The sequence below is a fragment of the Flavobacterium sp. genome, assembly GCF_004211145.1.
Classification (GTDB): domain Bacteria; phylum Bacteroidota; class Bacteroidia; order Flavobacteriales; family Flavobacteriaceae; genus Flavobacterium.
Window position 1 is genome coordinate 1 of record NZ_SEBS01000015.1, and the last position, 25,478, is coordinate 25,478.

A 25,478-nucleotide genomic window follows, 5' to 3' on the forward strand; every position below is an offset into this window, starting at 1 on the left:
TCCCATCCCGAACAGAGAAGTTAAGCCCGCCTGCGCAGATGGTACTGCAATTTGTGGGAGAGTATGTCGCTGCCTTTTTTTGGAAACCCTTACAGGAAACTGTGAGGGTTTTTTGTTTTTAGTTGCAGCGCAGTCCCTATGGTCGTGTCGCTGGCTTTTTTTGGACACGAGCGCAGCGAACTGGCAAAGCAAACCCTTACAGGAAACTGTGGTTTTTTTTTGTTTTGGGGCGCTTTGCGCTTTTTTAACACGAAGGCACGGAGGCACGGGGACTCGAAGTTTTTAGTGACGGCCGTTTTTTTTGCCACGAAGGCACGAAGGCACGAAGTTTTTTAGATTCCTTACGTTGTTTGTTGTCGATTGTTGATTTTTGCCTCAGGCACTCAGGCACTCAGGCACTCAGGCACTCAGGCACTCAGGCACTCAAAAAGCGTGAGGGATGCAAGCGGATATCCTTTTTGCCGAAGCCAAATGTCCGCTTACCGAAGACGTCCGAGGCAAAAAGATAGCAGCGGGCCAGCCCGACGGCGGTGAACGAAATCGTCAAGTAACCAGAAACGCCCACGCCGCCGGCACGCCCAAAAATAAATTACGATAACAAAAATACTTTCACTATTTTTATAAATCTCTATTTAACCAAAACACAAAGATTTATGAAAAACAACTACTATTTTTTATTCATTTTGATTTCCTCTCTAATGTTCGCGCGTAATTCGGACAGAAGCGATGCGGATTTTGCAATGGAAATGCAACAGCAGGATTTGCCGCAATCGGTAGCCGCATCGTACTATTCGGTTCCGTTGACGGGCTTTAACCACGACGTTATCGCCAATGGAAACGGTCAGGCGAATACGACGACTACGACGACAATTGACTTTTCGAACGAATATTTCTCGGCAGACTTCGTGCCGACGACCGTATATAATTCCGCATCGGCCGCGGTATTCGGCGGTGGTTTACCCGCGAACGGCCAAATCACGAGCGCCGTTACCGCAGGAGTTACCTACCAACTCGCAGACTACAGTGCTTCAAACGCGCTGTTGATCCGTCCGCTGACTACGAATACGGGAACGTTGACTTTCGGGACGCAATACACGGCAACTTCGCTCTATATTTTGTGGGTTGCGACTGAGGCACAGGCCAGCACAGTTGGCGTGACCGTAAATTTTGCCGACGGAACGTCCCAGGCAGCAACCAACCAAATCGCCTACGACTGGGTTGGTGGAACCACAGGAATCGCGCTCGGAAACTTAAGCCGCGTCGGCTCAGGCAGCACGCAATGGGCGCAGCTCAACGAGTTTTCCCAATCGGGCGCATGTAAATTATTCGAGAAAAAAATCGATATTTTGGCGGCCAATCAAGGCAAAGCGATCACAGGGGTATCATTTTCATATTCACCGGGAGGAAATTTCCAATCGCTTGTCGTTTTTGCGATCAACGTATTTGGCGAATCTCTAGCCGTGAATTCGAATGTGAAAAACTTGGTTTCGATTTATCCGAATCCGTCTGCCGATGTTTTCAAGGTACAATCGGAAACAGGCGTGAAGTCGATAACGGCTTTAAATACGTTAGGCCAACAGGTTCGTCAGGCAAACGGCGATGAAATTTCGCTCGCCGACGCTAACAGTGGCGTGTATTTCCTAAAAATACAACTCGAAAACGACCTTACTGAAACCAGACGCGTCATCAAGAAATAAAATAAAAAAGCGGAGAATTTATCTCCGCTTTTTTTATTCCTTGAAGTCAACCGACAATGAATTCACGCAGTACCGTTGGCCGGTTTCGGTCGGACCGTCGTCGAACACATGTCCCAAATGGCTACCACAGTTGGCGCACAAGATCTCGGTTCGCATCATGCCGTGCGTCGTGTCTTTGATATATTCGACTTTGCCGGGAATCGCATCGTCGAACGACGGCCATCCGCAGCTTGAATTGAACTTGGAATCGCTTTCGAATAGCGGTTCTCCACAGGCGCCGCACACATAAGTTCCTTTGTCGAAATGAAGGTTGTACTTGCCCGAATGTGGAAACTCGGTACCTTTTTGCCGCAGGATTTTATATCGCTCGAGCCCTAACTCTTCGCGCCATTGTTCTTCTGATTTATTGATCTTGTAGTCCATATTTACTTGTTTTCGGGGTTTTTCGCGGGAATGAATTTAATGGATACCGAATTCGTGCAAAAGCGTTTTCCGGTTGTCTTGATCGGTCCGTCATCGAATACGTGGCCCAAATGTCCGCCGCATTTCGCACAAGTGACTTCGGTACGCGACATGCCAAGCGAATTGTCGACGTGGTAATCTACCGAACCTTTGATCGCTTGGTCGAACGACGGCCATCCGCAGTCGGAAGCGAATTTCGAATCAGAGTTGAACAGTACATTTCCACAAGCCGCGCAAACGTATTTTCCTTTTTCGAACGTGTCTACATATTCCCCGGTGTGCGGTCTTTCGGTTCCTTTCTCGCGCAATACGCTGTACTGTTCCGGAGTAAGCTCCTTTTTCCATTCGGCTTCGCTTTTCACGATTTTGCCTTTTGAAGTTGTCGCGGCTGTCTTCTCAGGTTTTTTCTCCTGGGACTGGCACGAAAGCAGCGAAAATACTGCTAGAAATAAAAATACTTTTTTCATAATGTGTTGTTTTTAATGAAATCGAGGGTTTGTTCGATCACGGCCGGATCGCCGAGGATTTTGCGGTGTCCGAGCCCTTTCGTAAGCATCAACTGACCATCGGGCAGATGTTTATGGATGTTGATCGCGCACTTCGCGGGCACTTCAAAATCGTCGTTGTCATGGATCACGAGCACCGGGATTTCAACTTCTTTTGCCGCTATATACGCGGAATAGCCTTCCATGGTTTCCCCGATGAAACTCGCCTCGAAATAGTCGCGCATCTCGTCGGCTACTTTGTTGTCGAGCTTCATTCGACGCGTGAAATCGAGCAGGATGTCGCTGATTTTGTCGCCGCTGCCGATCGTCACTAATTTCTTGATGTCGAATCCACGTTTCACGGCGTTGAGCAACGACATCCCGCCAAGCGAGTACCCGACAGCGGCCTCGAACGGCCCGAATTGCTTTTCGATTTCCAATATCGATGCGATGAATTCCGGCATCAATGTCGTCGAACCCGATGATTTTCCGTGAGCCGGAGCGTCGAAACTATACGTCGTATAACCTTCCTCGACAAGGCGTTCGGCGATCTTGACAAGTTGTGTGCCTCGGCCCGACCAACCGTGTGCGAGCAGGATTTTCTTTGGTCCCGACCCAAACGTGTACAACATGACTTCTTTCGCGATCGAAGGAACAAAAATCAGTTGTTGTTTGCTCCGGGATTCCATGTCGTGCTCGCGTTTCGGGATCTTGTGCCGAATCGGCGTCGTAAAAAGCCGTGCGCAGAACTTCGTACACCATTTGCGCGAAAACAGTTGCAAAAATTTAGCGGTATAAATGATAACGTTCGGAATCTTCAATGAATCGGGGCGCTTCTTCGCTTTCTTTGTCATTTCACTAAATTTTATTGCAAGTTATTAAGTACTGCTATTTTTCTTAAATTTCAGATTCATAAATAATACTTAAAATGCAAAACCAAACCCGGATCATCATCGAGAACGTGCGTCCGCAGCTCGATTCCGGAGCATTCTACATAAAGAGAATTCCCGGCCAAACTGTTCACGTGACCGCTGATGTCTTTTCAGACGGCCATGACGTGATCGAATGTTGCGTAAAATACAAACATGAAAACGATAAAGACTGGAGCGAAGTTCGTATGGTTCCCACTGAAAATGACGCGTGGGAAGCTTCGTTCATCGTAGAAAAACAAGGCCATTACAGCTACTTCGTCGAAGGTTGGGTCGATTATGCGCTTAACTGGCAACACGGAACCGAGCGCAAGATCCAGGACAACCAACACGTGAGGTCGGAATTGCTTGAAGGAGCCGAATATGTAAAGGATGTCGCGAAGCTTGCCGACAAATCTGAAAAGGATTATCTGAGGAAAGTCGCCAAATCGTTCGCCGACGAAAAAGACTACGAAAACGCGATCAGGCAAGCGATGTCGCACGAACTTCACGATATCTTTAAGCGAAATCCCGTCCGATACCTAGAAAATAGATCACAGGAATTTCAGGTTTATGTCGACCGAAAAAAAGCACTTTTCAGCACTTGGTACGAATTTTTTCCGCGTTCCGCTTCGTCTGAAGATGGGAAACACGGCACGTTCAAGGATTGTGAGAAATTGCTTCCGAGAGTAGCCGCAATGGGATTTGACACGCTGTATTTCCCGCCCGTGCATCCGATCGGTGAAGTCAACCGCAAAGGAAAAAACAACGCGACGAACGCCCAGCCCGGAGATGTCGGTTCTCCTTGGGGAATCGGGTCGAAGCACGGCGGACACAAAGCCACGCATCCCGAATTGGGTTCTGTCGACGATTTCAAGTCGCTCGTGAAAAAAGCGAAATCCATGGGAATCGAGATCGCGATGGATTATGCGTTGCAGGCGGCGCCCGATCATCCGTATGTGAAAGAACATCCGAAATGGTTCAAATGGCGACCTGACGGAACGGTACAATACGCCGAGAATCCGCCAAAGAAATACCAGGATATCCAACCGATTTATTTCGAATCCGAGAATTGGAAAAGCTTGTGGAAGGAATTGCTCGATGTCGCGCTGTTCTGGGTCGAGGAATGTGGCGTTTCGATTTTCCGCGTCGACAATCCGCATACGAAGCCGTTCTACTTTTGGGGCTGGCTGATTGCCGAAGTCAAGAAAAAACATCCCGATGTATTGTTTTTGGCCGAAGCGTTCACGCGTCCCAAGATTATGCACGAGCTCGCCAAGCAAGGGTTCACGCAATCGTACACGTATTTCACCTGGCGCAATACGAAGGCCGAACTCATCGAATACGTGACCGAATTGACCCAAACGGAACAGGCCGAGTTCTATCGCCCGAACTTCTGGCCGAATACGCCCGACATCAATCCGTTCCCGCTCCAACATGGGAACGAAGCGATTCACCTGAGCCGATATTTTCTCGCGGCGACATTGAGCTCGAGCGTCGGGATTTACGGGCCTGTTTATGAATTCATGGTTTCGGAACCGCTTCCGGGAAAAGAAGAATACAAGGATTCGGAGAAATACCAGATCGTAAAATGGGATTGGAGCGCGCAGAATAAGATCGTCTCGCTGATTACCAAAATCAACCACGTGCGTAAAAATCACGCATCGTTGCAGCAAACCAACAACATCGTATTTTGCGACACCCAGAACGACCAGATCATCGCTTACTACAAATACGACGACGACCGCTCGGACGAAACGCTGATGGTCGTAAACCTCGATCCGCACAACACCCAACGTACTTGGGTTCGGTTGCCACAACAGGAAATAGGCCAAGGTTCGGTTAAAGTCGACGACTTGATCACAGGCAATTCCTACATTTGGGATACCGAATGGAATTACGTCGAACTCGACACATCGCTGCCTTTCCATCTGTTTAAATTGCAGAAATAATGAACATGAAAGATCCGAATCAGGAAACCTTCACGACGCCTTTCGAGTTCAACACTGACTGGAAAGACGCATTCGAGAACGATAATTTCGTAAAAGTATTCTCGTCCGACATTCTCGAGAATTATATCATCAACAAACGTTGGTACGGCGGAAAGGCGAGTACGCTCAAATACATCGAGGTCATCGATTACTTTAAGATCACATCGAAAAAGAATACGTATTACGGCGTTTTGCTTGAAGTGAATTTCAAGGAAGCGTTTTACCAGCATTATTTCATGCCACTTTCGTTCATGGCCGAGGAAGAACTCGACACGAATACGATCATCGCGCCCGTGCGTATGAACAAGGAAGAAGGTTATCTCGTTGACGCGCTGCACCAGGAAGATTTCCGGAAGCTCATATTTGAGAATATTTCGAAAGCTTCCGACGTTCAAAGTTCGGCGAAGTTGTCGTTCCACAAAGGCAAGAATCTCATCGACAGCGATTACAAGTCGTCGCGCTTTATGGGCGTCGAGCAAAGCAACACGTCGATCATCTACAACGATAACTTCGTGCTTAAGATTTTCCGACGCATCTACGTGAGCACGAATCCTGATTATGAGATCAACCGCTTCTTGACAGAACGTATGGATTTCAGGAACACGCCCGCGTATATGGGCAGCATGAGTTCGAATCTCGCCGAAGGAAACATCACTTTGGGCCTGATGCAAGAGCTCGTTCCGAACCAAGGCGACGCGTGGAAATTCATGTTGGATGAGATCGACGGCGTATTTCAAAATCTTAAAACCAAGAAAATAAACATTGATAAGTTACCTCAAGTAGACTTATTCAAAAAACTGAAAATCAACCAAATACCGCCTGAAATTATTGACTGGGCGGGATTAAGCTTGTTCATACGGATCCAGACGTTGGCGCGGCGCACGGCCGAAATGCACATCGCACTCGGAAGCGACATTCACGACACGGCGTTCACACCGACGACCTACAACGGCGATTATACCGTCTGGCTCAAGAACCGATTGTTGTACCAGTTCCAGAACAGGCTCAACATCATCGAAAACAGCCTGCACAAACTCGACGGTCTGGCGCTCGAACTCGCTCAGCAATTCCTCGAAAACAAAAAACTCGTGCGCAAGCATTTCGTCGATTTCGATTGGACGAAGATGAAAAGCGAGCGCATCCGAATCCACGGTGATTACCATTTGGGACAGGTTTTGGTTTCGGGCGACGATTTCTATCTGCTCGATTTCGAGGGCGAACCTGAAAGTACGATCCGCGATAGAAAGGTAAAACAGCCGCCACTTAAAGACGTCGCGGGCATGTTCCGATCGTTCCACTACGCGATCTACGCGACGATTTTCAACAACAAGGAAAAGTATCCGTACGAGCAGGAAGAATTGTTCAAGGCCGCCGAATTGTTGTTCAATTACATCGTCGGCGCGTTTTTGGAAACGTATATTGAAAAAGTGCAGTCGGAAAACTTGAATATCGGTTACAGCCATGAAATCGAATTCCTTTTGAGGTATTGTTTATTGGAAAAAGCCGTTTATGAATTGGGATATGAGTTAAATTCGCGTCCACGATGGGCGGTGATTCCTTTGAGGGGAATTCAGAGTATAATGGGTTATTAGGTTCCGAGCGTAGTCGAGGAACGTCGTCAATTGAACTAAAAGCCAGATTAAAATGAAATTTATTACAAGCCATATAAAATTGTACACGCCATGTTTTATTACGTCTATATCCTTCGTTGTAAGGACGGTAAATTCTTTACGGGAATCACCAAAAATTTGAAAACAGAAATCGACTGCCTAAAAAATGGCAGCGATCGCAAAAATTATACGTTCAACCGACGGCCTTTCGTTCTGGAGTGGTATCAAACCTTCCACAACTTGGAACAGGCTTTGGCGATAAAGAAGAAATTATCGGGTTGGTCGGGCCAAAAGAAAAAAGCTTTTTTGGAGAAAAATTTCGATCATATCCAAACGTTGGCGGAGTGCCGAAACGCTACGCATCACAAATATAAACCCTGAGGCTTCTCGACTGCGCTCGAAGCCCAAACCCAAAACTATGAAAGTACGATCATATTCCCTTTTCACCGATTTCGACATCAACCTTTTCAAAGCCGGAAAACACTTTCAGTTGCACGAGAAACTCGGCGCACACATTGTCGAAGTCGACGGCGTGAAAGGTGTCTATTTCGCGGTTTGGGCGCCGAGTGCGCGCACGGTTTCGGTCGTGGGCGATTTCAATTATTGGATACAGGGCGAACACCAGCTCAACGTGCGTTGGGACGAATCGGGGATTTGGGAAGGTTTCATTCCCGGAATCGAACAGGGTGCGACCTATAAATACAAGATACAATCCCACAACAACGGCATGATCACCGAGAAAGCCGACCCGTTCGCGTTGTATTGTGAAAAGCCGCCTCACACCGCATCGGTCGTGTGGGATTTGAATTACAAATGGAAGGATGACGAATGGATGAAGGCGCGCACCGTGGCAAATCAACTTGATAAGCCGTACTCGGTCTACGAAGTGCATTTGGGTTCATGGAGACGAAATGTGGAACAGGATCGTTTCCTTACCTATATCGAACTCGCCGACGAACTGGTTTCATACGTTAAAGAAACCGGATTCACGCACGTGGAATTCATGCCGATCATGGAATATCCGTACGATCCGTCCTGGGGCTATCAACTGGTAGGGTATTTTGCGCCGACGTCGCGATTCGGGAAGCCTCAGGATTTCATGTATCTCGTCGACAAATTCCACCAGGCGGGAATAGGAGTGATCCTCGATTGGGTGCCGTCTCACTTTCCAAGTGACGCGCACGGTTTGGGTTATTTCGACGGAACGCATCTGTACGAACATCCCGACATCCGCAAAGGATATCATCCCGATTGGAAATCATTGGTCTTCAATTATGGTCGAAACGAGGTGCGATCGTTCCTGATTTCAAACGCGATTTTCTGGTTGCAACACTATCACGTCGACGGATTACGTGTCGATGCCGTCGCCTCGATGCTGTATCTCGACTATTCGCGCAAGGATGGAGAATGGGAACCGAATGAGTTCGGAGGCCGCGAGAATCTCGACACTATCAGTTTCCTGAAAGACTTCAACGAAGCCGTATATTCGAATTTCGACGGCGTGCAGACGATTGCCGAAGAAAGCACATCATTCCCGATGGTTTCCCGCCCGACATACGCCGGAGGCCTCGGTTTTGGCATGAAATGGATGATGGGCTGGATGCACGACACGCTCCAATATTTCAAGAAAGAACCTGTTTATAGAAGTTATCACCAGAATGACATCACGTTTTCGATGACGTACGCATTCACCGAGAATTTCATGTTGCCGCTCTCGCACGATGAAGTCGTATATGGAAAGCACTCGATTTTAGGACGCATGCCCGGAGACGAATGGCAGCGTTTTGCGAATTTGCGTCTGCTTTACGGATACATGTTCACGCATCCGGGATCGAAATTGCTGTTCATGGGCTCCGAATTCGGGCAAAGCGAAGAATGGAAATTCGATGGAAGCCTCGATTGGCACTTGCTCGATTACGACTTCCACAAAGGAATCAAATCAGCGATCACCGATCTGAACGCGCTTTACAAGTCAGAACCCGCGTTGCACGAAAAGCAATTCAACCACGACGGTTTCGAATGGATCAATTATTCCGACAGCGCGAATGCCGTGATCAGCTTCATGAGAAAAGGCAATAACCCAAAGGAAAACCTGGTCATCGTCTGTAATTTCACTCCGGTATTACGCGAGAAATACCGAATCGGCTTGCCGTCGAAAGGAAAACTTACCGAGGTTTTCAACAGTGACAAAACCGAATATGCCGGAGGTGGAAACGTAAATCCAAAAGTGATCAAGATCGAGGCATCGGCGTGGAACGGTCGCGAATTCTCGGCGGAATTGACGCTTCCTCCGCTCGGTGTTACAGTACTTCGTTTAGGATAACACAATACGTCGCCAATATTTGTTGCAACGCCGTAAACCATTCGTTCGGCCCTGAAGAATTCGTGTTTACCGCGAGGCTTCGTCCGTTGTAAGGTTTGTATTTGGTTTCGTCGGTCACGCAAAATAATCCCATCGTATCGGTCTGGGATGCGCTCGCCAGATGCATGATGCCGCTGTCGGCGCCGATGAAAACTTCAGTGTTGGCGATTACCGAAGCAATTTCCCTTATGTCCTTGCTGTAAAAAATAGGCGCACGAAATCCTATTTGGGAAACATTTTCCACGGGCAAAATCTCCACGATGTTGTAATCAGGGTATTGTTCTTTCAGGTTCGTGTAGAACGCGAGCCACCAATTTTGGTCGTAGCATTTTCGGCCTGTCGCAAATGTAAATATGCTTATCGTCTTTTTGTCGTTGTTGAAAATTTCTTTCAGGTTTTTTGCTCCATCTTGCAGTTCGTCCAATGAAAGTTTCAGGTTCAACTTTGGCACTACGGGAAACACGGTCGTTTGGCAAAACCCGTCACGGAGTTCGTACACCGGCGATTTTGCAATGTGACGCGCATCAGGTTCAGTGGCCGAAATACATTCGCAATTGTCCCCGAAAAACTTGAAACGCGCATTTGCGATTTTCGTGGAAAGCCGGCCCGATGACGATTTCCTGTCGACGTTGATTACGACATCGTATTTTCTCGCTTTCAATTTAAACCAAACCGCCATGTATTGGAGCAGGGACGAAAACGGTTTTTTGGGCAATTGTAACACCCGATCGACGCTTTCGTAATTTTTGAAAATCACGGGCGCGATGCCGCCTTTCACGAATAAATCTACTTTGGCGTTTGGAAAACGTTCTTCTATTTCCTGTAATAAAGGGGTTATCAAAAGCAAATTCCCGAGCCGGTGGTTGGGTCGACAAATCAGGACGCGCTTGATTTCGTTGGGATCGGTCTTCTCAAATTCAGCCTTGGAATTCGAATTGCCGATGTTCTTAGTTAAAGAGCGCATAATATTCCTGCGCATGGAATTGATCGGGTGTGGTATTTTCATCAGGGCAATTTTAATGACTTTCAACGTGAATTTCGCTCATTGCTTGCGTACGAAGCGATAAATTGACAAAAAGTTAACACGCGTTGAACGTTTTTTTATTTTCAAATGTTTCGGACGTGTGCACTTTACGCGCCGAATCACGCATGCAAGATACGACAACGTTTGCGTAAAATCTTATAGGGTTTCCTGCTCGGTATGAACAATTTTACCTAAGTTTGGAACCCTACCTACAAACTTTTTATTGATGATTACCAACACCGAGTTAGAATTCAAAGGAGACGTCTATCCGTCAAAAATCATATCATTCACCAAAGAGACCGATTCCGTTTTTTTCCATACGGACAACGATGTTATCTTGAAGGTGACCGTGCTGCGCGACAGCATGATCCGCTTTCGCTACACGACGAAAGGGTATTTCAACACCGACTTTTCATACGCGATCGACAAGAACCAATCCCACGGTTTCAATGAGTTTTCGTTCATAGAGGAAACTGAGTTTTATCAGATCAAGACCAGTAAAGTCATCGTGAAAATCCGTAAGTCAGACGTACACAAAACGATTTATGATTTGGACGGCAATGTTTTGCTCGATGAGGAAATCGGATTCCATTGGGAGGAAAGCTATCATTGGGGCGGAAACATCGTCAAGATGAGTCTGGTTTCAAAGGAAGGCGAATCCTATTATGGAATGGGCGACAAGCCGACGCATTTCAACCTCAAAGGCAAACGCGTCGAGAATTGGGCCACTGACCAATATGCGTTCCACAAAGACCAGGAACCGCTTTACAAGGTCGTTCCGTTTTACATCGGGCTGCACCAAAAAGCGTCATATGGCGTTTTCTTCGACAATACGTTCCGAACGTTCTTCGACTTCGCACAGGAAAGACGAGGCGTGACAAGCTTCTGGGCCGAAGGTGGCGAAATGAATTACTACTTCATCTACGGTCCCAAAATGGCCGACGTCGTCACGACCTACACCGATTTGACGGGAAAACCCGAAATGCCGCCCATGTGGACGCTCGGTTATCACCAATGCAAATGGAGTTATTATCCTGAAAGTAAGGTGCGCGAAGTCACGTCAAAGTTCCGCGAACTGCAGATTCCTTGTGACGCGATCTACCTCGACATCGATTATATGGAAGGTTTCCGATGCTTCACCTGGAACAAGGAATATTTTCCCGATCCAAAAAAGATGGTCGCCGAACTTGCCGAAGATGGTTTCAAGACCGTCGTGATCATCGATCCGGGAATCAAGATCGACAAGAGTTATTCGGTATATAACGAAGCCGTTGCGAACGATTATTTCTGCAAACGCGCCGACGGTCCCTACATGAAAGGAAAAGTCTGGCCCGGCGAATGCAATTTCCCGGATTACACGAATCCTGCGGTGCGCGAATGGTGGGCCGGATTGTTTAAGGAACTTATCGGGGAAATAGGAGTGAAAGGCGTCTGGAACGACATGAACGAACCTGCCGTGATGGAAGTTCCGGGTAAAACATTCCCGATGGACGTGCGTCACGACTACGACGGAAATCCTTGCTCACACAGGAAGGCACATAATATCTACGGAACACAGATGGCGCGCGCTACCTATGAAGGCGTGAAGCGATTCGCGTATCCGAAACGTCCGTTCATCATCACGCGTTCTGCCTATTCGGGCGCACAGCGTTATACGAGTTCCTGGACGGGTGATAACGTCGCGTCTTGGGAGCATTTGTGGATTGCGAACATACAGATGCAACGCATGTCGATTTCAGGCATGGGTTTCACGGGATCGGATATCGGTGGATTTGCCGAACAACCGTCGGGTGAATTGTACGCGCGCTGGATCCAGCTTGGCGTGTTCCATCCGTTCTGCAGGACGCATTCATCGGGCGATCACGGCGACCAGGAACCTTGGTCGTTTGACGAAGATGTCGTCAATATCACTCGTAAATTCGTGTCGCTGCGTTATCAATTGTTGCCGTATTTGTATACGATGTTCTGGCAATATATCAACGATGCCGTGCCGATGTTGAAGCCGCTCGTGTATTTCGACCAGGAAGATCCGCAGACACATTATAGAACCGACGAATTCATTTTCGGCGACCAGATTTTGGTATGCCCGATCCTGGAACCGAACTCGCTCGGACGTCGTTTGTATCTTCCCGCAGGAAATTGGTACAACTACTGGACCGACGAATTTGTGTCGGGAAAACGCGAAGTTTGGGTCGCCACCGATTACGACCAGATCCCGTTGTTCGTCAAAGAAGGCGCGATCATCCCGAAATATCCGGTGCAGCAATACGTCGGGGAAAAGCAATTCGACGAGGTCACGCTTGAAGTGTATTTCAAGATCGGCAAGGAGCGTTCGTTCCTTTACGAGGACGCGCAGGACGGTTACGATTACAACAAAGGTCGCTACAGCATGTTGTCGTTCACATTGAATGGAAAGGGAAACCAGTTGGTGATCCAACAGTTCAAGGAAGGAAAATTCGAGACGACGTACGCCAAATTCCGCATCAACCTGCACGGGTTGCCGTTCAAGGTCAAAAACATCTACGTCGACAACGAAAGACGCGAACTCACGAAAGTGGAATTCGATGCCAACTCATTCTTAATCGAGAAAGAGTTCACCGAAATCCATATCATCGGCGAATAGAAATAAGCAATAGTAATAAAATATAAAAAGCCTTCCCCTCGAAGGCTTTTCCATTTCAGATTTATATACTGTAAAAAATTCCAACTTTCGTATAAACCGATTTTAACATTTTAAACTAATTTTACAATGTTAAAATCAACATCCATGAAAAATAGAATCTTGCTCGCCGTGTCGGTTTTGTTATTGTCGACCGCTTGTTCCACGAACGCCCTGACAGGAAAAAAGGAATTCAATATCGTCTCCAACGATCAACTGTTTCCGTCGGCATTTGCCGAATACAACCAATTCCTGACCGAAAATAAAGTCGTCACAGGAACGTCGGACGCCGCTCTCGTACAAAAAGTCGGTGCCAAGATCCGCGCCGCCGTCGAAAAATACTATGCGTCGAAAGGCATTTCAAATTCACTCGCCGGTTATCAATGGGAATATAAATTGGTTCAGGACAAAGCCGTGAATGCCTGGTGTATGCCCGGCGGAAAAATCGTCGTGTATTCGGGGATCCTGCCCGTTACGAAAGACGAAGCCGGTTTGGCGACGGTTTTGGGACACGAAGTCGCGCACGCATTATTGAACCACGGTGCGCAGCGTATGAGCCAATCTCAAGCGCAAGCGGTCGGGGCTGCGGCAGTAGCTGTCGCAACGAGTGGACAAAGCGCCGAAAGACAGCAAGCCTTCCAACAATACTACGGAATCGGGACACAAGTCGGCGTAATCTTGCCGTTTAGCCGAAGCCACGAAAGCGAAGCCGACGAAATCGGTTTGACGCTGATGGCGATTGCAGGCTACAATCCCGACAATGCCTTGGCGTTCTGGCAGCGCATGTCGGCGCAATCGGGCGGAGGTTCGACACCTGAACTTTTAAGCACGCACCCAAGCGACAACACGCGTATCAACAACATCAAGAAACTGATCCCGACCGCGAAAGCCGAAGCCGCGAAACTCGGTACCAAATATTAAATTACGGTTGATTCGAAATTGTCTTTCGACTTTTGACGTTCGACTTTCGACTAAAAAAACTATCTTCGAAGCTGTCTTTCAAGGCAGCTTTTTTTATGACCAAAACTTTCCTTTATGGCTGATTTACAAAAGGGCGACAAGAAGTTACTCAACGCTTGGGCGTTCTATGATTGGGCGAATTCGGTTTACACGCTTACGATTGCGTCGGCGATATTCCCGATCTTTTACGATCAGTTGTTTGCGCTGCGCAGCGATCGCGTCGTCGTGATTTTCGGCGGATATGTCAAGAATTCGGCGCTCATCAGCTTCGTGACGGCGGGTGCGTTTTTGCTCGTCGCGATCTTGTCCCCGATGTTGTCGGGAATTGCCGATTATGTCGGGAACAAGAAAATGTTCATGCGTTTTTTCAACTATCTGGGCGCGTTGTCGTGCGTCGGATTGTATTGGTTCAACCTTGAAAATATTTATCCGGGATTGATTTGTTATTTCTTCGGGCTCGTCGGATTTTGGGGAAGCCTTGTTTTCTACAACAGTTATTTGCCTGACATCGCGTTTCCGGAACAACAGGATTCGATAAGCGCGAAAGGGTATTCGTTGGGCTACATCGGGAGCGTCGTGTTGCTTGTCATCAACCTTGCGATGGTCATGTCGGCCGAAGACGATGCCGCACGCGAAATGCAGATGCGATACTCATTCATCGCCGTCGGGATTTGGTGGATTTTGTTCAGCCAATACACATACATATATCTTCCGAAGGGAAACCAAAACTCGCAAAAATTCACGCGGTCGGTTGTCTTCAACGGGTTTCGCGAGCTTAAGAAAGTCTGGGGACAATTGTCGTCGAACATTAGGCTAAAGCGTTATCTGTCGGGATTCTTCGTGTACAGCATGGCCGTCCAGACCGTAATGCTCGTCGCGACATATTTCGGGAGCCAGGAAATTAAGTGGGAGAATCCGGAACAAAGCACATTCGGGCTTATCATCTGTATTTTGTTGATCCAGCTTGTGGCGGTCTTGGGCGCGGTCCTTACATCGAAAGCGTCGGCGAAATACGGAAATATTCCTGTGCTTGTCGGAATCAATATTTTTTGGGCGATACTTTGTGCGGGTGCTTATTTCATCACCAAACCGATTGAATTTTACGTGATGGCGTCGCTCGTCGGGTTGGTCATGGGCGGCATCCAATCGTTGTCGCGCTCGACCTATTCTAAATTCCTTCCTGAAACTAACGACACGGCTTCGTTCTTTAGTTTCTACGATGTAGCCGAGAAAGTAGGAATCGTGATCGGGATGTGCATTTACGGCATCATCGACCAAGTTACTGGCAGCCCGCGTTTCGCGATCGTGTTCCTCGCGTCCTTCTTCGTGATTGGAATCATCCTGCTCAAACGCATCCCAAAAAAAGACGCCTCACTCGATTGAGCAAGGCGTCAGCGCTAACTTTTAACTTACGTCGTAAATCAAAGTTTACGGTTATGAAAATCCTTTTTCCTGTTGTTTTACGACTTTGTGACGCCGCCTGAACCCACGATTTTTGTGTCTTCCTTGGCAGGATTTCCTTTGTAGTGGATTCGGCCGGAACCTGAAATTCGCGCGACGATCGCTTCCGAGCAGTTGATTTCACAATTTCCGGAGCCCGAAAGATTCGCGTTTGCTGTTGCCGTCGCGAGTTCGAATGCTTTGATGTTGCCCGAACCTGAGATGTTCGATTCGAATTTGTCGGCTTTCCCTTTAAGCTCGATTTTTCCCGATCCGCTCATGGAAACTTCGATTTCGCCAGCATCGAGGTTTAGGTTAATTTTTCCCGAACCTGAAAGCGTCGCTTCGAAATGATTTGTCTTGATCACATTCGCGCCCGTGATGCTGCCCGATCCTGAAAGCGTGACTTTGTTTATAGATTCCACAGGAACCGTGATTTTCACTGGTTTTTTGTTGCCTTTCCATCCGAATTCCTTGTTGTGATGGATTTTAAGCGTACTGCCGTCACTTTCGACGACGAGTTTTTTAAGGTCGTCGGCCTCGCCTGAAACGGTGATTTCGCCTTCAATTCCTGAAACCAGTTCTACTGTGTAGGAACCGGCGACGACAATCTCGTCATATTTTTCGGTCTTGATGTCTTTACTTTCCTGTGCGGTCGCGAAAGCCGATACGGCAAGGATTGCTGCAAATGTGATCGTGTTTTTCATGATTGATTGTGATTGTGGCCGAAACCTGATTAACGATTGCTTTTCAATGTGACGTTTCCATATTTCCCGACGATGATGACTTTGCCGCCGCCTTGTTTTTTGTGGAAACCTTTGAACACTTTGTCTTTGTTGGTTTCCTGTTTCGAGTTGACTTGAAGATTGTCGTCGAAGTTCATGTTCGTGTATTTCCCGTTGACTTCGAAATCGAAATCGTAACCGTCGGCATACCGCAGATCGACCGTATTGTAACCGCCGGTCACGTAAATGTTTTTGGCTGCAGCCGTTACATTGCTGACTTTAATGTTCGTATAACTCGCCGAAATGCTCAGGTTGCCCGACAATTCTCCCGCGACCACGGTCAAATAATCGCCGTTTCCTTCAAGATTGCCGATCTTTTGGAAATTAAGTTTGCCGTAATTGCTGTCGTATTTGATGTTGTCGCCGTCGATTGCCGTGATGTCGGTGTAATTCGAATTGACCGTGAGATTGTCATAACTGCCGATGTTGACCTTCGAGTAATTGGCATGGATCGATCCCGATTTGATGCGCTCGATGTTCACCGAACCGCAGTATTCCATATCGAGCGTATTCCCCGCGCTATTTAATTTGGCGAGTTTTACGTTCCCGTACTTCACGTTGAGTTTTACGGGACCGAAGATGTCCGACGACAACACGTCTCCGTACTTGTTCGACACTTTCATCGCGCCTTTTTTAGGAATTTTGATCGTGTAACTGATTTCCATCGAATTCCCGTTGCCCGATCTTCCTGAAACATTTCCGATTTTCGTGGTCGCACTCACCAAATTCGTGAGCGCGTTGATGTCGACGTCGATCGACTCTAGACGTTTGTTGACCCATTCCTCATTGTTTCCGCTCACTTTGATCGTGATGTCGAGTTCGATCTTGTCTTCGTCCCAAGTGGTTACGAAAACAGGTCCGAACGTGTTTTCGATGTCGATTCCGGCGTCGGAATTCACTGCATACGCTTTATTGATGCGCTTCTGCTTATTGTATTTTCCCTCTTCGATCCCGTGCGCCATCAAAAGGGCAGGAGTTAATAGGAGAACTAGGATATTACATAACTTTTTCATTGGTAGTGTCGTTTAATTGTTCGTTCTGCTCGATTTTGTCCAATATGTTTTCAAGGAAGGAAATTTGCGTCTTGAGATTGCTGACCAACGCGTGGATCAATTGTTGGCTTTCGCCTCCTTTTGCGAGATCGGTCTTGATTTTCTCATAGTCGGCGTCCATTTCCTCAAGTTGGGCGAGCGCGTCTTTAATGATTTGTTGATTGATGGGTGAATTTTTCTGTTTGATGCGTTGCATCTCGTATTTGATGATGGCCGTGAATACCGAATCGGTTTCCCGCGTCTGGCTCGACATCTCGGCAATCTGCTGCTGACGTCCGGGATTGTTGTTGTTGATGAACGTGAACCAACCCACGGCGAGTAAAATCGATGCGGCTATCGACATCGGGAACCAGCGCACTTTCTGAGTCTTGCGCGATTGTTTGTCGAGAAAGCGCTCCGAATGTCCCCGGCTCGGTTCGTAAATATCCCATTGGCCTTCAAGTTGCGTAAACAGGCTTTCGATGCTGTCATTTTCCGTTTTCATAGTCATGTTTATTTTTCAGATTTCCTGAAGCTTCTTTCTTAAATTTTCTTTCGCCCGACTCAACAACGTCCTGCAGTTTCCGTAATTGATGCCGAGAATCTCAGTGATTTCTTCCTGGTCGTAACCTTCGATGAAGAACAACGTGAGGACCATTCGATAGCTTTCCTTTAACGCCCCGATCGTGTCGAGAACCTGGTTCGCCTTGATATTCGCAAAACTGATTCCTTCGTGTGACGTTTCAGGTTCATCCTCGAGTTTGTACACGACCCGATCGAAATCTTCCTGCGGAAAACGGCTGTTCTTCTTATAGAAATCAATGCTGTAATTCACGATAATTTTCTTGAGCCATGCGCCGAACGCGACTTCCTGCCGGTAATCGTCGATTTTGAGGAAAGCCCTGAGGAAACCTTCCTGCATCACATCCTCAGCGTAATGCTCGTCTTTCACGATTCTCAGCGCCACGTTGTACATCGCTTTGCTGTAGCGGTTGTAGATTTCAAACTGCGCGCGCTGGTCCTTGCGCTTGCAAAGTGATATCAGTTCCTCTATTTTGTGGCCGGCTAAGCTCAATCGGTTATTTGTGATTTGTGGTTAATGACAGGAGGTAGATTTGTTTGTTACAGTTTTTTTTGAGAAAGTTCAAAGCGCATGGTGCAAAGCGCAAAGTATTACCCTGAAAAACCGACGCTAAAGTAAAAATTTCGCATATTATTTCTGCAGAATTTGTCGCTGCTTCACGCAAAACTTTGCGCTTTGGACATTGCACTTTGCACCCAAAAAACTATATTTGGCCAAAACTAACAACTACCATGAAAAATAAATTGCTGATCGGCCTTTTTGCCTTTTTCACCGTACTTAATTTCACGGCTTGCGACGTTGAGCCGCTCGATCCGAACATTATCGTTCCGGAGCCCGAAGATCCGAATAATCCCAATCCAAACGATCCCGGTTCTTTTAAAGTGGATTTTGACGGAAATACATATACGGCGCTGACTACCCAGGTTTTCGTTTCTGAAAGTTCGATCTTACTGACCGCTTTGCGTGCGAACGGCGACAGCTTCGGGTTCATCATCGATGCGACGCAAATCGGCGCTTATCCCGCGAACGAGAATCTTTTGGCGTTCAATCCGTCGGGTTCACAATACGGCTATTGGTCGATAAATCCTGAGGATGATACCGCGAATACGGGAACGATCACGATTACCGAAATAAATACGGCAAACCACACGATTTCGGGAACGTTCAACTTTACGGGTTATTGGTCAAACACCGACGAAACCGTCGCGCCGAAACAATTCACGAACGGTATATTCACGAATCTTCCTTATGTGACCGACAGTCCGACAGGCGATACGTTCACGGCAACTGTCGATGGAACCGCGTTTACAGCGGGCGATATCCTCACGGCGGAAACTTCGGTTGGAGGTATGGATTTCATCTCGGTTGCGGGTCAGTCGGGAGAAACGGCGATCACGGTCAGTGTAAAGTCGGACATCGATACGGGAAGTTACCCGATCACGGGAAGCCCGAATACCGACATGGTTCAGGTCGTGTTCACGAATCCTGACGGAAACGGAGGTCTGGCGACGACAGGAACGGTAATCATCACTGAAATCACGGCCGATCGCGTGAAAGGTACGTTTACCGCAACGGTTGTCGACGGTACACAAACCTTCCAGATCACGAATGGAACCTTCGACGCCGCGTATTGATCGAAAACAAAAATGCATTTCAAAGTATAAATCCGCCCGTTGGCGGATTTTTTTTGGCACAACTTTTGGCTTTTTCGGCGCGTATCGTTTTAATGCGTCATACATCGATTTTAAACCAACCGTAAACATTTGTTAACCTATCTTTGTGCCACAGTCGATTTTTTTGACTGTCACACTGTCACAATACCACGCATGTCACAGCATAAAATTTTATCGATTGACAATTTGTCGCTTCAGAATTTCGATTCCGATGCCGAGCTTATCCCGCTTTTGACGCCCGAGGATGAAGAGGAAATGAACCGAGAGGAATTACCCGCTTCATTGCCGATTCTTCCATTGAGAAACACCGTACTTTTTCCTGGTGTCGTCATTCCAATTTCAGCCGGGCGCGACAAATCCATCAAACTTATCAACGATGCGAACGCCGGCAACAAGATCATCGGTGTCGTCGCACAAAAGAATGAGGAAGACGAAGATCCGACGAAAAACGACATCCATAAAATAGGAACCGTCGCTCAAATCCTGCGCGTCTTGAAAATGCCCGACGGAAACGTCACCGTCATTCTTCAAGGCAAGAAGCGTTTCGAGATCGATGCGATGATTTCAGAGAAACCGTATCTGCGCGCTTCGGTAAAAGAAGTCGAGGAAGTTCGGCCGGGAGTCCACGATACCGAATTCTTCGCGATCGTCGATTCCATCAAAGAACTTGCGATACAGATCGTGAAGGAAAGCCCGAATATTCCTTCGGAAGCTACTTTTGCGATCAAGAACATCGAAAGCCATTCGTTCCTGATCAACTTCGTGTCTTCGAACATGAATCTGCCCGTGAACGACAAGCAAAACCTGCTCGCCATAAACGTGTTGAAGGAACGCGCTTTGGAAACATTGCGTTACATGAACGTCGAATTGCAGAAACTCGAACTCAAGAACGACATTCAAAGCAAGGTCCGATTCGACCTCGACCAGCAACAACGCGAATATTTTCTGCACCAGCAGATGAAAACCATCCAGGAAGAACTGGGCGGCGTTTCGGGCGAGCAGGAAGTCGAGGAAATGCGACAAAAAGCGAAGGCCAAAAAGTGGGACGAAAAAACGTCGAAACACTTCGATAAGGAGTTGCTCAAAATGCAACGCATGAATCCACAGGCGCCTGATTTCGGCATCCAAAGAAGTTACCTCGAACTGTTCCTCGAACTACCCTGGAACAATTTCAGCAAAGATAATTTCGATTTGAAACGCGCCCAGAAAATTCTCGATCGCGATCATTTCGGTCTTGAAGACGTCAAGAAACGCATCGTCGAATATCTCGCCGTCCTAAAATTGCGCAACGACATGAAGTCACCGATCATTTGTTTGACCGGACCTCCGGGTGTCGGGAAAACGTCGATCGGGAAATCGGTCGCCGAGGCTTTGGGTCGCGAATACGTCCGAATTTCCCTGGGCGGTTTGCGCGACGAGGCCGAGATCCGCGGACACAGAAAAACATACATTGGCGCGATGCCAGGACGAATCATCCAAAGTCTGAAGAAAGCGGGTACTTCGAATCCGGTTTTCGTTTTGGATGAGATCGACAAACTTTCGAACAGCAACCAGGGCGATCCATCGTCGGCATTGCTCGAAGTGCTCGATCCTGAACAGAACAATTCGTTTTACGACAACTTCCTTGAAATGGGTTATGATCTGTCGAAGGTGATGTTCATCGCGACATCGAACAACCTGGGCGCGATACAGCCGGCTTTGCGAGATCGTATGGAAATCATCAGGATGTCGGGTTACACGATAGAGGAAAAGGTCGAAATCGCACGTCAGCATTTGCTTCCGAAACAATTGAAGGAACACGGCCTTACGCCAAAGGATTTCGTCATCGGCAAAAAACAACTCGAGAAAATCGTCGAAGGTTATACGCGCGAATCGGGCGTTCGTGGTCTTGAAGGCAAGATCGCCCAAGTCGTTCGCAACACGGCCAAATCGGTCGCGATGGAGGAAGAATACAACGTGAAAGTCAACGACACCGACATCGTAAAGATACTCGGCGTACCAAGAATGGAGCGCGACAAATATGAAAGCAATGAAGTCGCGGGAGTCGTGACAGGTTTGGCCTGGACGTCGGTAGGTGGTGACATCTTGTTCATAGAATCGTTGATATCCAAGGGAAAAGGGTCGATGACCTTAACCGGAAATTTAGGTAACGTGATGAAGGAATCGGCGACGATCGCGCTCGAATATATTAAGGCGAACGACAAATTCCTCGGTCTCGATGCCGACGTGATCTCGAAACACAACATCCATATCCACATTCCTGAAGGTGCGACGCCGAAAGACGGACCGAGCGCAGGAATCGCGTTGCTCACATCATTGGTTTCGTTGCTCACGCAAAAACGGGTCAAGAAACATTTGGCGATGACTGGCGAAATTACGTTACGTGGAAAAGTGCTTCCCGTTGGCGGCATCAAGGAGAAAATCCTCGCCGCGAAACGCGCCGGCATAAAGGAAATCATTCTTTGCCACGAGAACAGGCAGGACATAGACGAGATCAAAGCCGATTACATCGAAGGATTGACGTTCCATTATGTAAAGGAAATGCACGAAGTTTTGAAATTTGCGCTTACGGACCAGAAGGTCAAAAACGCAAAAACTTTATAGAAATAAAACCTCTGTTTTCACAGGGGTTTATTTTTGTAAAAATAATATCTTCGCATCAGCGTTATAACCTCGGGTAATCCGCTACGAAATATGCTAAGAAAATTCCTCCTTGTAACCTTATTTTTATGCAATGCGCTGTCTTTCGCGCAGATAGGAGGTAAAGGCGTCTATCAATTTCTCAATCTGGTGACATCGCCGAGGCAGGCAGCTTTAGGCGGAAAAGTGCTTACTATCTACGACGAAGACCCGAACACCGCGAATTTCAACCCGGCGACGATAAATCCCGAGATGGACAATCGGCTCGCGTTGAATTACGGAAGTTATTTTGGCGAAGTCACATACGGCACGGCCTCATACGCTTACGTTTACGACCGACACGTGCAAACGTTGCAAGCCGGCGTGAATTACGTGAATTACGGAAATTTCGAAGGTTACGACGAAAACGGACAGAAAACACAAGACTTTTCGGGAAGTGAAATCGCGTTGTCGGTCGGATACGCCTACAATGTCCCGTTTACGAATTTATATCTGGGCGCGACGGGAAAACTGATTTCATCGACGCTTGAAAGCTATAATTCATTCGGTGGCGCGATTGACTTCGGTGCGATTTACATCGATGACGTGAACGATATCAACTGGGCGTTTTCGATCCGGAATCTCGGCATGCAATTCACGACTTACGCAGGCGCGAACGAACGCGTACAGAACGAAATCCTGTTCGGCGTTTCCCAGGAACCTGAAAACGTGCCGTTGCGTTGGCATTTGACATTGGAAAACCTGCAGCAGTGGGACGTTTCGTTCTCGAATCCGGCTCGAGCCGAGGGCAATATCGACGGCGGTTCGACGCCTGAGAAAGTGTCGTTCTTCAACAATGCGTTGCGCCACGTAATTGTCGGGGCCGAATTGTTTCCGAAGAAAAGCTTCAACGTACGAATCGGATACAATTTTAGACGAGGCGAGGAAATGCGGATTCTGGAACAGCGCAACTTCGCAGGAATTTCAGCGGGTTTCGGTCTCAAGTTGAACAGGCTCAAATTCAATTACTCGTACTCGCGTTATTCGCTTGCGGCCAACACCAGCCTGTTCGGGCTGACCATTAATTTTGGAGAAGAATATTGATTGTGGATAGAAAAATTACGATCGCGATAGACGGATTTTCGTCGACCGGAAAAAGTACTTTGGCGAAACAACTCGCGCGCCAACTCGGCTACGTGTACGTCGATACGGGTGCGATGTACCGCGCAGTAACGCTTTTCGCGATGCAACACCATTTGATCGATGCGCATCATTTCGACGTCGGACGCCTCGTGGAATTGCTTCCGAAGATAAAATTGCATTTCGTCTTCAACGCCGAATTGGGCTTTGGGGAAATGTTTTTGAACGACAAAAACGTCGAAGCTGAAATCCGGACGATCGAAGTCTCCGGATTCGTAAGCAAAGTTGCCGAAATATCGCAGGTGCGCGCCAAACTCGTCGAACAACAACAGCAGATGGGCAAGGACAAAGGCATCGTGATGGACGGACGCGACATCGGGACCGTCGTTTTCCCCGATGCGGAACTAAAGATTTTCATGAACGCGAGCCCGCACACGCGCGCCCAACGTCGGTACGAAGAACTGATCGAAAAAAGGCAGACCGTCACGTTCGACGAAGTGTTTAAAAACGTGGAAGAACGCGACTACATCGACACGCACCGGGACGATTCTCCATTGCGCAAAGCCGATGGCGCGATCGAAATCGACAATTCACACCTTAGCCGCGAAGACCAACTCGATAAAGTACTCGACCTCGTGTACAAAATCTAAATCGATTCCTTAGATTTACGGCCATAACAAACCAAACCTTTTATGAGTTTAAAATTACGACTTACCGCCATGAGCTTCATGCAATTTTTTGTTTGGGGCGCGTGGCTTACAACTTTAGGAACATACGGCTTCGACTTTAAAAAATGGTCGGGACAGGAATTTGGCGCCGTATTTTCGACTTTGGGAATCGCCTCGATTTTTATGCCCGCGTTGATGGGAATCATCGCCGACCGATGGATGAATCTCGAAAAACTCTACGGAATTCTGCACATTTTGTACGGCGCGACATTGTTTGTCTTGGCCGGAACCGACAATCCCGTGAATTTCTTCTGGATTTTACTCCTAGGAATGTGTTTTTATATGCCGACGATTTCGCTTTCGAATGCTTTGTCGTACAAGATATTGAAGGATAATGACTACGATGTGATAAAGGTGTTTCCGCCGATTCGGGTTTGGGGAACGATCGGTTTTATCGTGGCGATGTGGATCACGAATTTGTTCAGCGATACGTTTTCGCCTTTGACTTTCGGGATTGACGTCGGGACGAAATTCGCTTCGTTGTTCGGAAATTCGTTGAATGCGAACCAATTCTATTTCGCCGGAATCGGAGCGATATTGTTGGGATTATACTCGTTCAGTTTACCGAAATGTCCGCCGATGAAACTCATCGACAAAGACGCGCCTCTTTCCAAAAAGCTCGGTTTGGATGCGTTCCGATTGCTCGGCGATTCGAAAATGGCGTTGTTCTTTTTCTTTTCGATGTTCCTCGGCGCCGCGTTGCAGTTGACCAATATGTACGGCGACACTTATTTAAAAGACTTTAAGAATATTCCTGAATATGCCGACTCGGTCGTGGTTCGTTATTCGACGATGATCGTGTCGATTTCCCAGATTTCCGAAACGTTGTTCATCCTGGCGATTCCTTTTTTCCTAAAGCGATTCGGCATCAAGAACGTGATTTTGATCAGTATGTTCGCTTGGGTTTTGCGATTTGGTTTCTTTGCTTTCGGGGCGCCGGAATCTTTCGGTTTATTGCTTATTATTTTGTCGAATATCATCTACGGAATGGCGTTCGACTTTTTCAACATCTCAGGATCGTTGTTCGTCGAAACGACTACGGATTCGAAAATCAGATCGTCGGCTCAAGGCGTTTTCATGATGATGACGAACGGTTTCGGTGCGATCCTCGGAAGCTCGATCAGCGGTTACGTGATCCAAAATTATTTTACCGTCGACGGATTGAAAGACTGGCACGGCATCTGGTTTTCGTTCGCGGTTTATGCGTTGATCGTTGCTATTGCGTTTGCGGTTTTGTTTAAGCATAAGCACGATTCGGCGGAAGTTGTGAATGTCGGGCATTGATTGGAAAGTGCCTGAGTGACTGAGAAACTGAGTGCCT

The 25,478-nt window shown here is 47.6% G+C and carries 22 protein-coding genes and 1 rRNA gene; 15 read left to right on the plus strand and 8 right to left on the minus strand.

Features of this window, described 5'->3' with window-relative positions; translation table 11 throughout:
• The 3 genes from rrf to EOO50_RS08830 all read left to right on the plus strand — a co-directional run.
• Window positions 1-78 (plus strand): 5S ribosomal RNA (gene rrf / locus EOO50_RS08820); the annotation flags it as partial.
• Window positions 79-439: 361 nt separating this feature from the next.
• Window positions 440-598 carry a hypothetical protein gene (locus EOO50_RS08825; protein ID WP_290839334.1) on the plus strand — a complete coding sequence of 53 codons (159 nt, stop codon included), beginning with the start codon at window positions 440-442 and terminating at the stop codon, window positions 596-598.
• Between the two features lie 55 nt (window positions 599-653).
• Window positions 654-1,697 carry a T9SS type A sorting domain-containing protein gene (locus EOO50_RS08830; RefSeq protein WP_290839337.1) on the plus strand — a complete coding sequence of 348 codons (1,044 nt, stop codon included), beginning with the start codon at window positions 654-656 and terminating at the stop codon, window positions 1,695-1,697.
• Window positions 1,698-1,730: 33 nt separating this feature from the next.
• Here the strand turns inward: EOO50_RS08830 and msrB (EOO50_RS08835) are convergent, their stop codons facing one another.
• Genes msrB (EOO50_RS08835) through EOO50_RS08845 form a run of 3 tightly spaced genes read right to left on the minus strand, consistent with a single transcriptional unit; the run spans window position 1,731 to window position 3,498 of the window.
• Entirely contained in the window at window positions 1,731-2,120 is a 390-nt protein-coding gene (msrB, locus tag EOO50_RS08835) for a peptide-methionine (R)-S-oxide reductase MsrB (RefSeq protein WP_290839339.1), read from the minus strand.
• Between the two features lie 2 nt (window positions 2,121-2,122).
• Window positions 2,123-2,626: a peptide-methionine (R)-S-oxide reductase MsrB gene (msrB, locus tag EOO50_RS08840; protein ID WP_290839340.1), complete on the minus strand. Its 504-nt coding sequence runs from the start codon at window positions 2,624-2,626 to the stop codon at window positions 2,123-2,125.
• A complete protein-coding gene (locus EOO50_RS08845) occupies window positions 2,623-3,498 on the minus strand; it encodes an alpha/beta hydrolase (protein WP_290839341.1) in 876 nt (291 codons plus the stop codon). The genes msrB (EOO50_RS08840) and EOO50_RS08845 overlap by 4 nt, the downstream gene beginning before the upstream one ends.
• 74 nt (window positions 3,499-3,572) lie before the next feature.
• On the opposite strand from EOO50_RS08845, the gene EOO50_RS08850 reads away from it, so the two are divergent.
• The 4 genes from EOO50_RS08850 to glgB all read left to right on the plus strand — a co-directional run bounded on the left by EOO50_RS08850 (window position 3,573) and on the right by glgB (window position 9,476).
• Window positions 3,573-5,504, plus strand: a complete 1,932-nt coding sequence (locus EOO50_RS08850) for an alpha-1,4-glucan--maltose-1-phosphate maltosyltransferase (protein WP_290839342.1) — start codon at window positions 3,573-3,575, stop codon at window positions 5,502-5,504.
• Window positions 5,504-7,135 carry a putative maltokinase gene (locus tag EOO50_RS08855; RefSeq protein WP_363331729.1) on the plus strand — a complete coding sequence of 544 codons (1,632 nt, stop codon included), beginning with the start codon at window positions 5,504-5,506 and terminating at the stop codon, window positions 7,133-7,135. Before EOO50_RS08850 ends, EOO50_RS08855 begins: the two co-directional genes overlap by 1 nt.
• 90 nt (window positions 7,136-7,225) lie before the next feature.
• Window positions 7,226-7,534, plus strand: a complete 309-nt coding sequence (locus EOO50_RS08860; protein ID WP_290839344.1) for a GIY-YIG nuclease family protein — start codon at window positions 7,226-7,228, stop codon at window positions 7,532-7,534.
• Between the two features lie 37 nt (window positions 7,535-7,571).
• On the plus strand, window positions 7,572-9,476 hold the full coding sequence (gene glgB, locus EOO50_RS08865; RefSeq protein ID WP_290839345.1) for a 1,4-alpha-glucan branching protein GlgB: 1,905 nt from the start codon (window positions 7,572-7,574) through the stop codon (window positions 9,474-9,476).
• Here the strand turns inward: glgB and EOO50_RS08870 are convergent.
• Entirely contained in the window at window positions 9,454-10,521 is a 1,068-nt protein-coding gene (locus EOO50_RS08870) for a glycosyltransferase family 9 protein (protein WP_290839346.1), read from the minus strand. The two genes, glgB and EOO50_RS08870, sit on opposite strands and share 23 nt — an antisense overlap.
• A gap of 244 nt (window positions 10,522-10,765) precedes the next feature.
• Between EOO50_RS08870 and EOO50_RS08875 the strand changes: the two genes are divergently transcribed.
• From EOO50_RS08875 to EOO50_RS08885, 3 genes are all read left to right on the plus strand, one after another.
• A complete protein-coding gene (locus EOO50_RS08875; RefSeq protein ID WP_290839347.1) occupies window positions 10,766-13,162 on the plus strand; it encodes a glycoside hydrolase family 31 protein in 2,397 nt (798 codons plus the stop codon).
• A 144-nt stretch (window positions 13,163-13,306) separates the two neighbouring features.
• Window positions 13,307-14,119: a M48 family metallopeptidase gene (locus EOO50_RS08880; RefSeq protein ID WP_290839348.1), complete on the plus strand. Its 813-nt coding sequence runs from the start codon at window positions 13,307-13,309 to the stop codon at window positions 14,117-14,119.
• Window positions 14,120-14,233: 114 nt separating this feature from the next.
• Complete coding sequence (locus EOO50_RS08885) at window positions 14,234-15,541, plus strand: MFS transporter (protein WP_290839350.1); 1,308 nt, start codon at window positions 14,234-14,236, stop codon at window positions 15,539-15,541.
• Between the two features lie 77 nt (window positions 15,542-15,618).
• Here EOO50_RS08885 and EOO50_RS08890 read toward each other — a convergent pair whose 3' ends face one another.
• From EOO50_RS08890 to EOO50_RS08905, 4 genes are read right to left on the minus strand one after another with little or no spacing between them, the layout of a single operon-like run.
• A complete protein-coding gene (locus EOO50_RS08890) occupies window positions 15,619-16,305 on the minus strand; it encodes a head GIN domain-containing protein (protein WP_290839352.1) in 687 nt (228 codons plus the stop codon).
• 29 nt (window positions 16,306-16,334) lie between these two features.
• Entirely contained in the window at window positions 16,335-17,396 is a 1,062-nt protein-coding gene (locus tag EOO50_RS08895; RefSeq protein WP_290839353.1) for a hypothetical protein, read from the minus strand.
• Window positions 17,380-17,919, minus strand: a complete 540-nt coding sequence (locus EOO50_RS08900) for an anti-sigma factor (protein WP_290839354.1) — start codon at window positions 17,917-17,919, stop codon at window positions 17,380-17,382. The genes EOO50_RS08895 and EOO50_RS08900 overlap by 17 nt, the downstream gene beginning before the upstream one ends.
• Window positions 17,920-17,934: 15 nt before the next feature.
• Complete coding sequence (locus tag EOO50_RS08905; protein ID WP_290839355.1) at window positions 17,935-18,489, minus strand: RNA polymerase sigma factor; 555 nt, start codon at window positions 18,487-18,489, stop codon at window positions 17,935-17,937.
• A 239-nt stretch (window positions 18,490-18,728) separates the two neighbouring features.
• Between EOO50_RS08905 and EOO50_RS08910 the strand changes: the two genes are divergently transcribed.
• From EOO50_RS08910 to EOO50_RS08930, 5 genes are all read left to right on the plus strand, one after another.
• Window positions 18,729-19,631 (plus strand): DUF6252 family protein, encoded by a 903-nt coding sequence (locus EOO50_RS08910; protein WP_290839356.1) that lies wholly within the window; start codon window positions 18,729-18,731, stop codon window positions 19,629-19,631.
• 192 nt (window positions 19,632-19,823) lie between these two features.
• Window positions 19,824-22,274 carry an endopeptidase La gene (gene lon, locus EOO50_RS08915; RefSeq protein WP_290839358.1) on the plus strand — a complete coding sequence of 817 codons (2,451 nt, stop codon included), beginning with the start codon at window positions 19,824-19,826 and terminating at the stop codon, window positions 22,272-22,274.
• A gap of 90 nt (window positions 22,275-22,364) precedes the next feature.
• Window positions 22,365-23,393, plus strand: a complete 1,029-nt coding sequence (porQ, locus tag EOO50_RS08920; RefSeq protein WP_290839359.1) for a type IX secretion system protein PorQ — start codon at window positions 22,365-22,367, stop codon at window positions 23,391-23,393.
• A gap of 2 nt (window positions 23,394-23,395) precedes the next feature.
• Window positions 23,396-24,079, plus strand: coding sequence for a (d)CMP kinase (gene cmk, locus EOO50_RS08925; RefSeq protein ID WP_290839360.1), 684 nt, complete (start codon window positions 23,396-23,398; stop codon window positions 24,077-24,079).
• Window positions 24,080-24,121: 42 nt separating this feature from the next.
• The gene (locus tag EOO50_RS08930; protein ID WP_290839361.1) at window positions 24,122-25,441 is read left to right on the plus strand and encodes a nucleoside permease; all 1,320 of its coding nucleotides are present in this window, start codon (window positions 24,122-24,124) and stop codon (window positions 25,439-25,441) included.
• Window positions 25,442-25,478 lie beyond the last annotated feature (37 nt).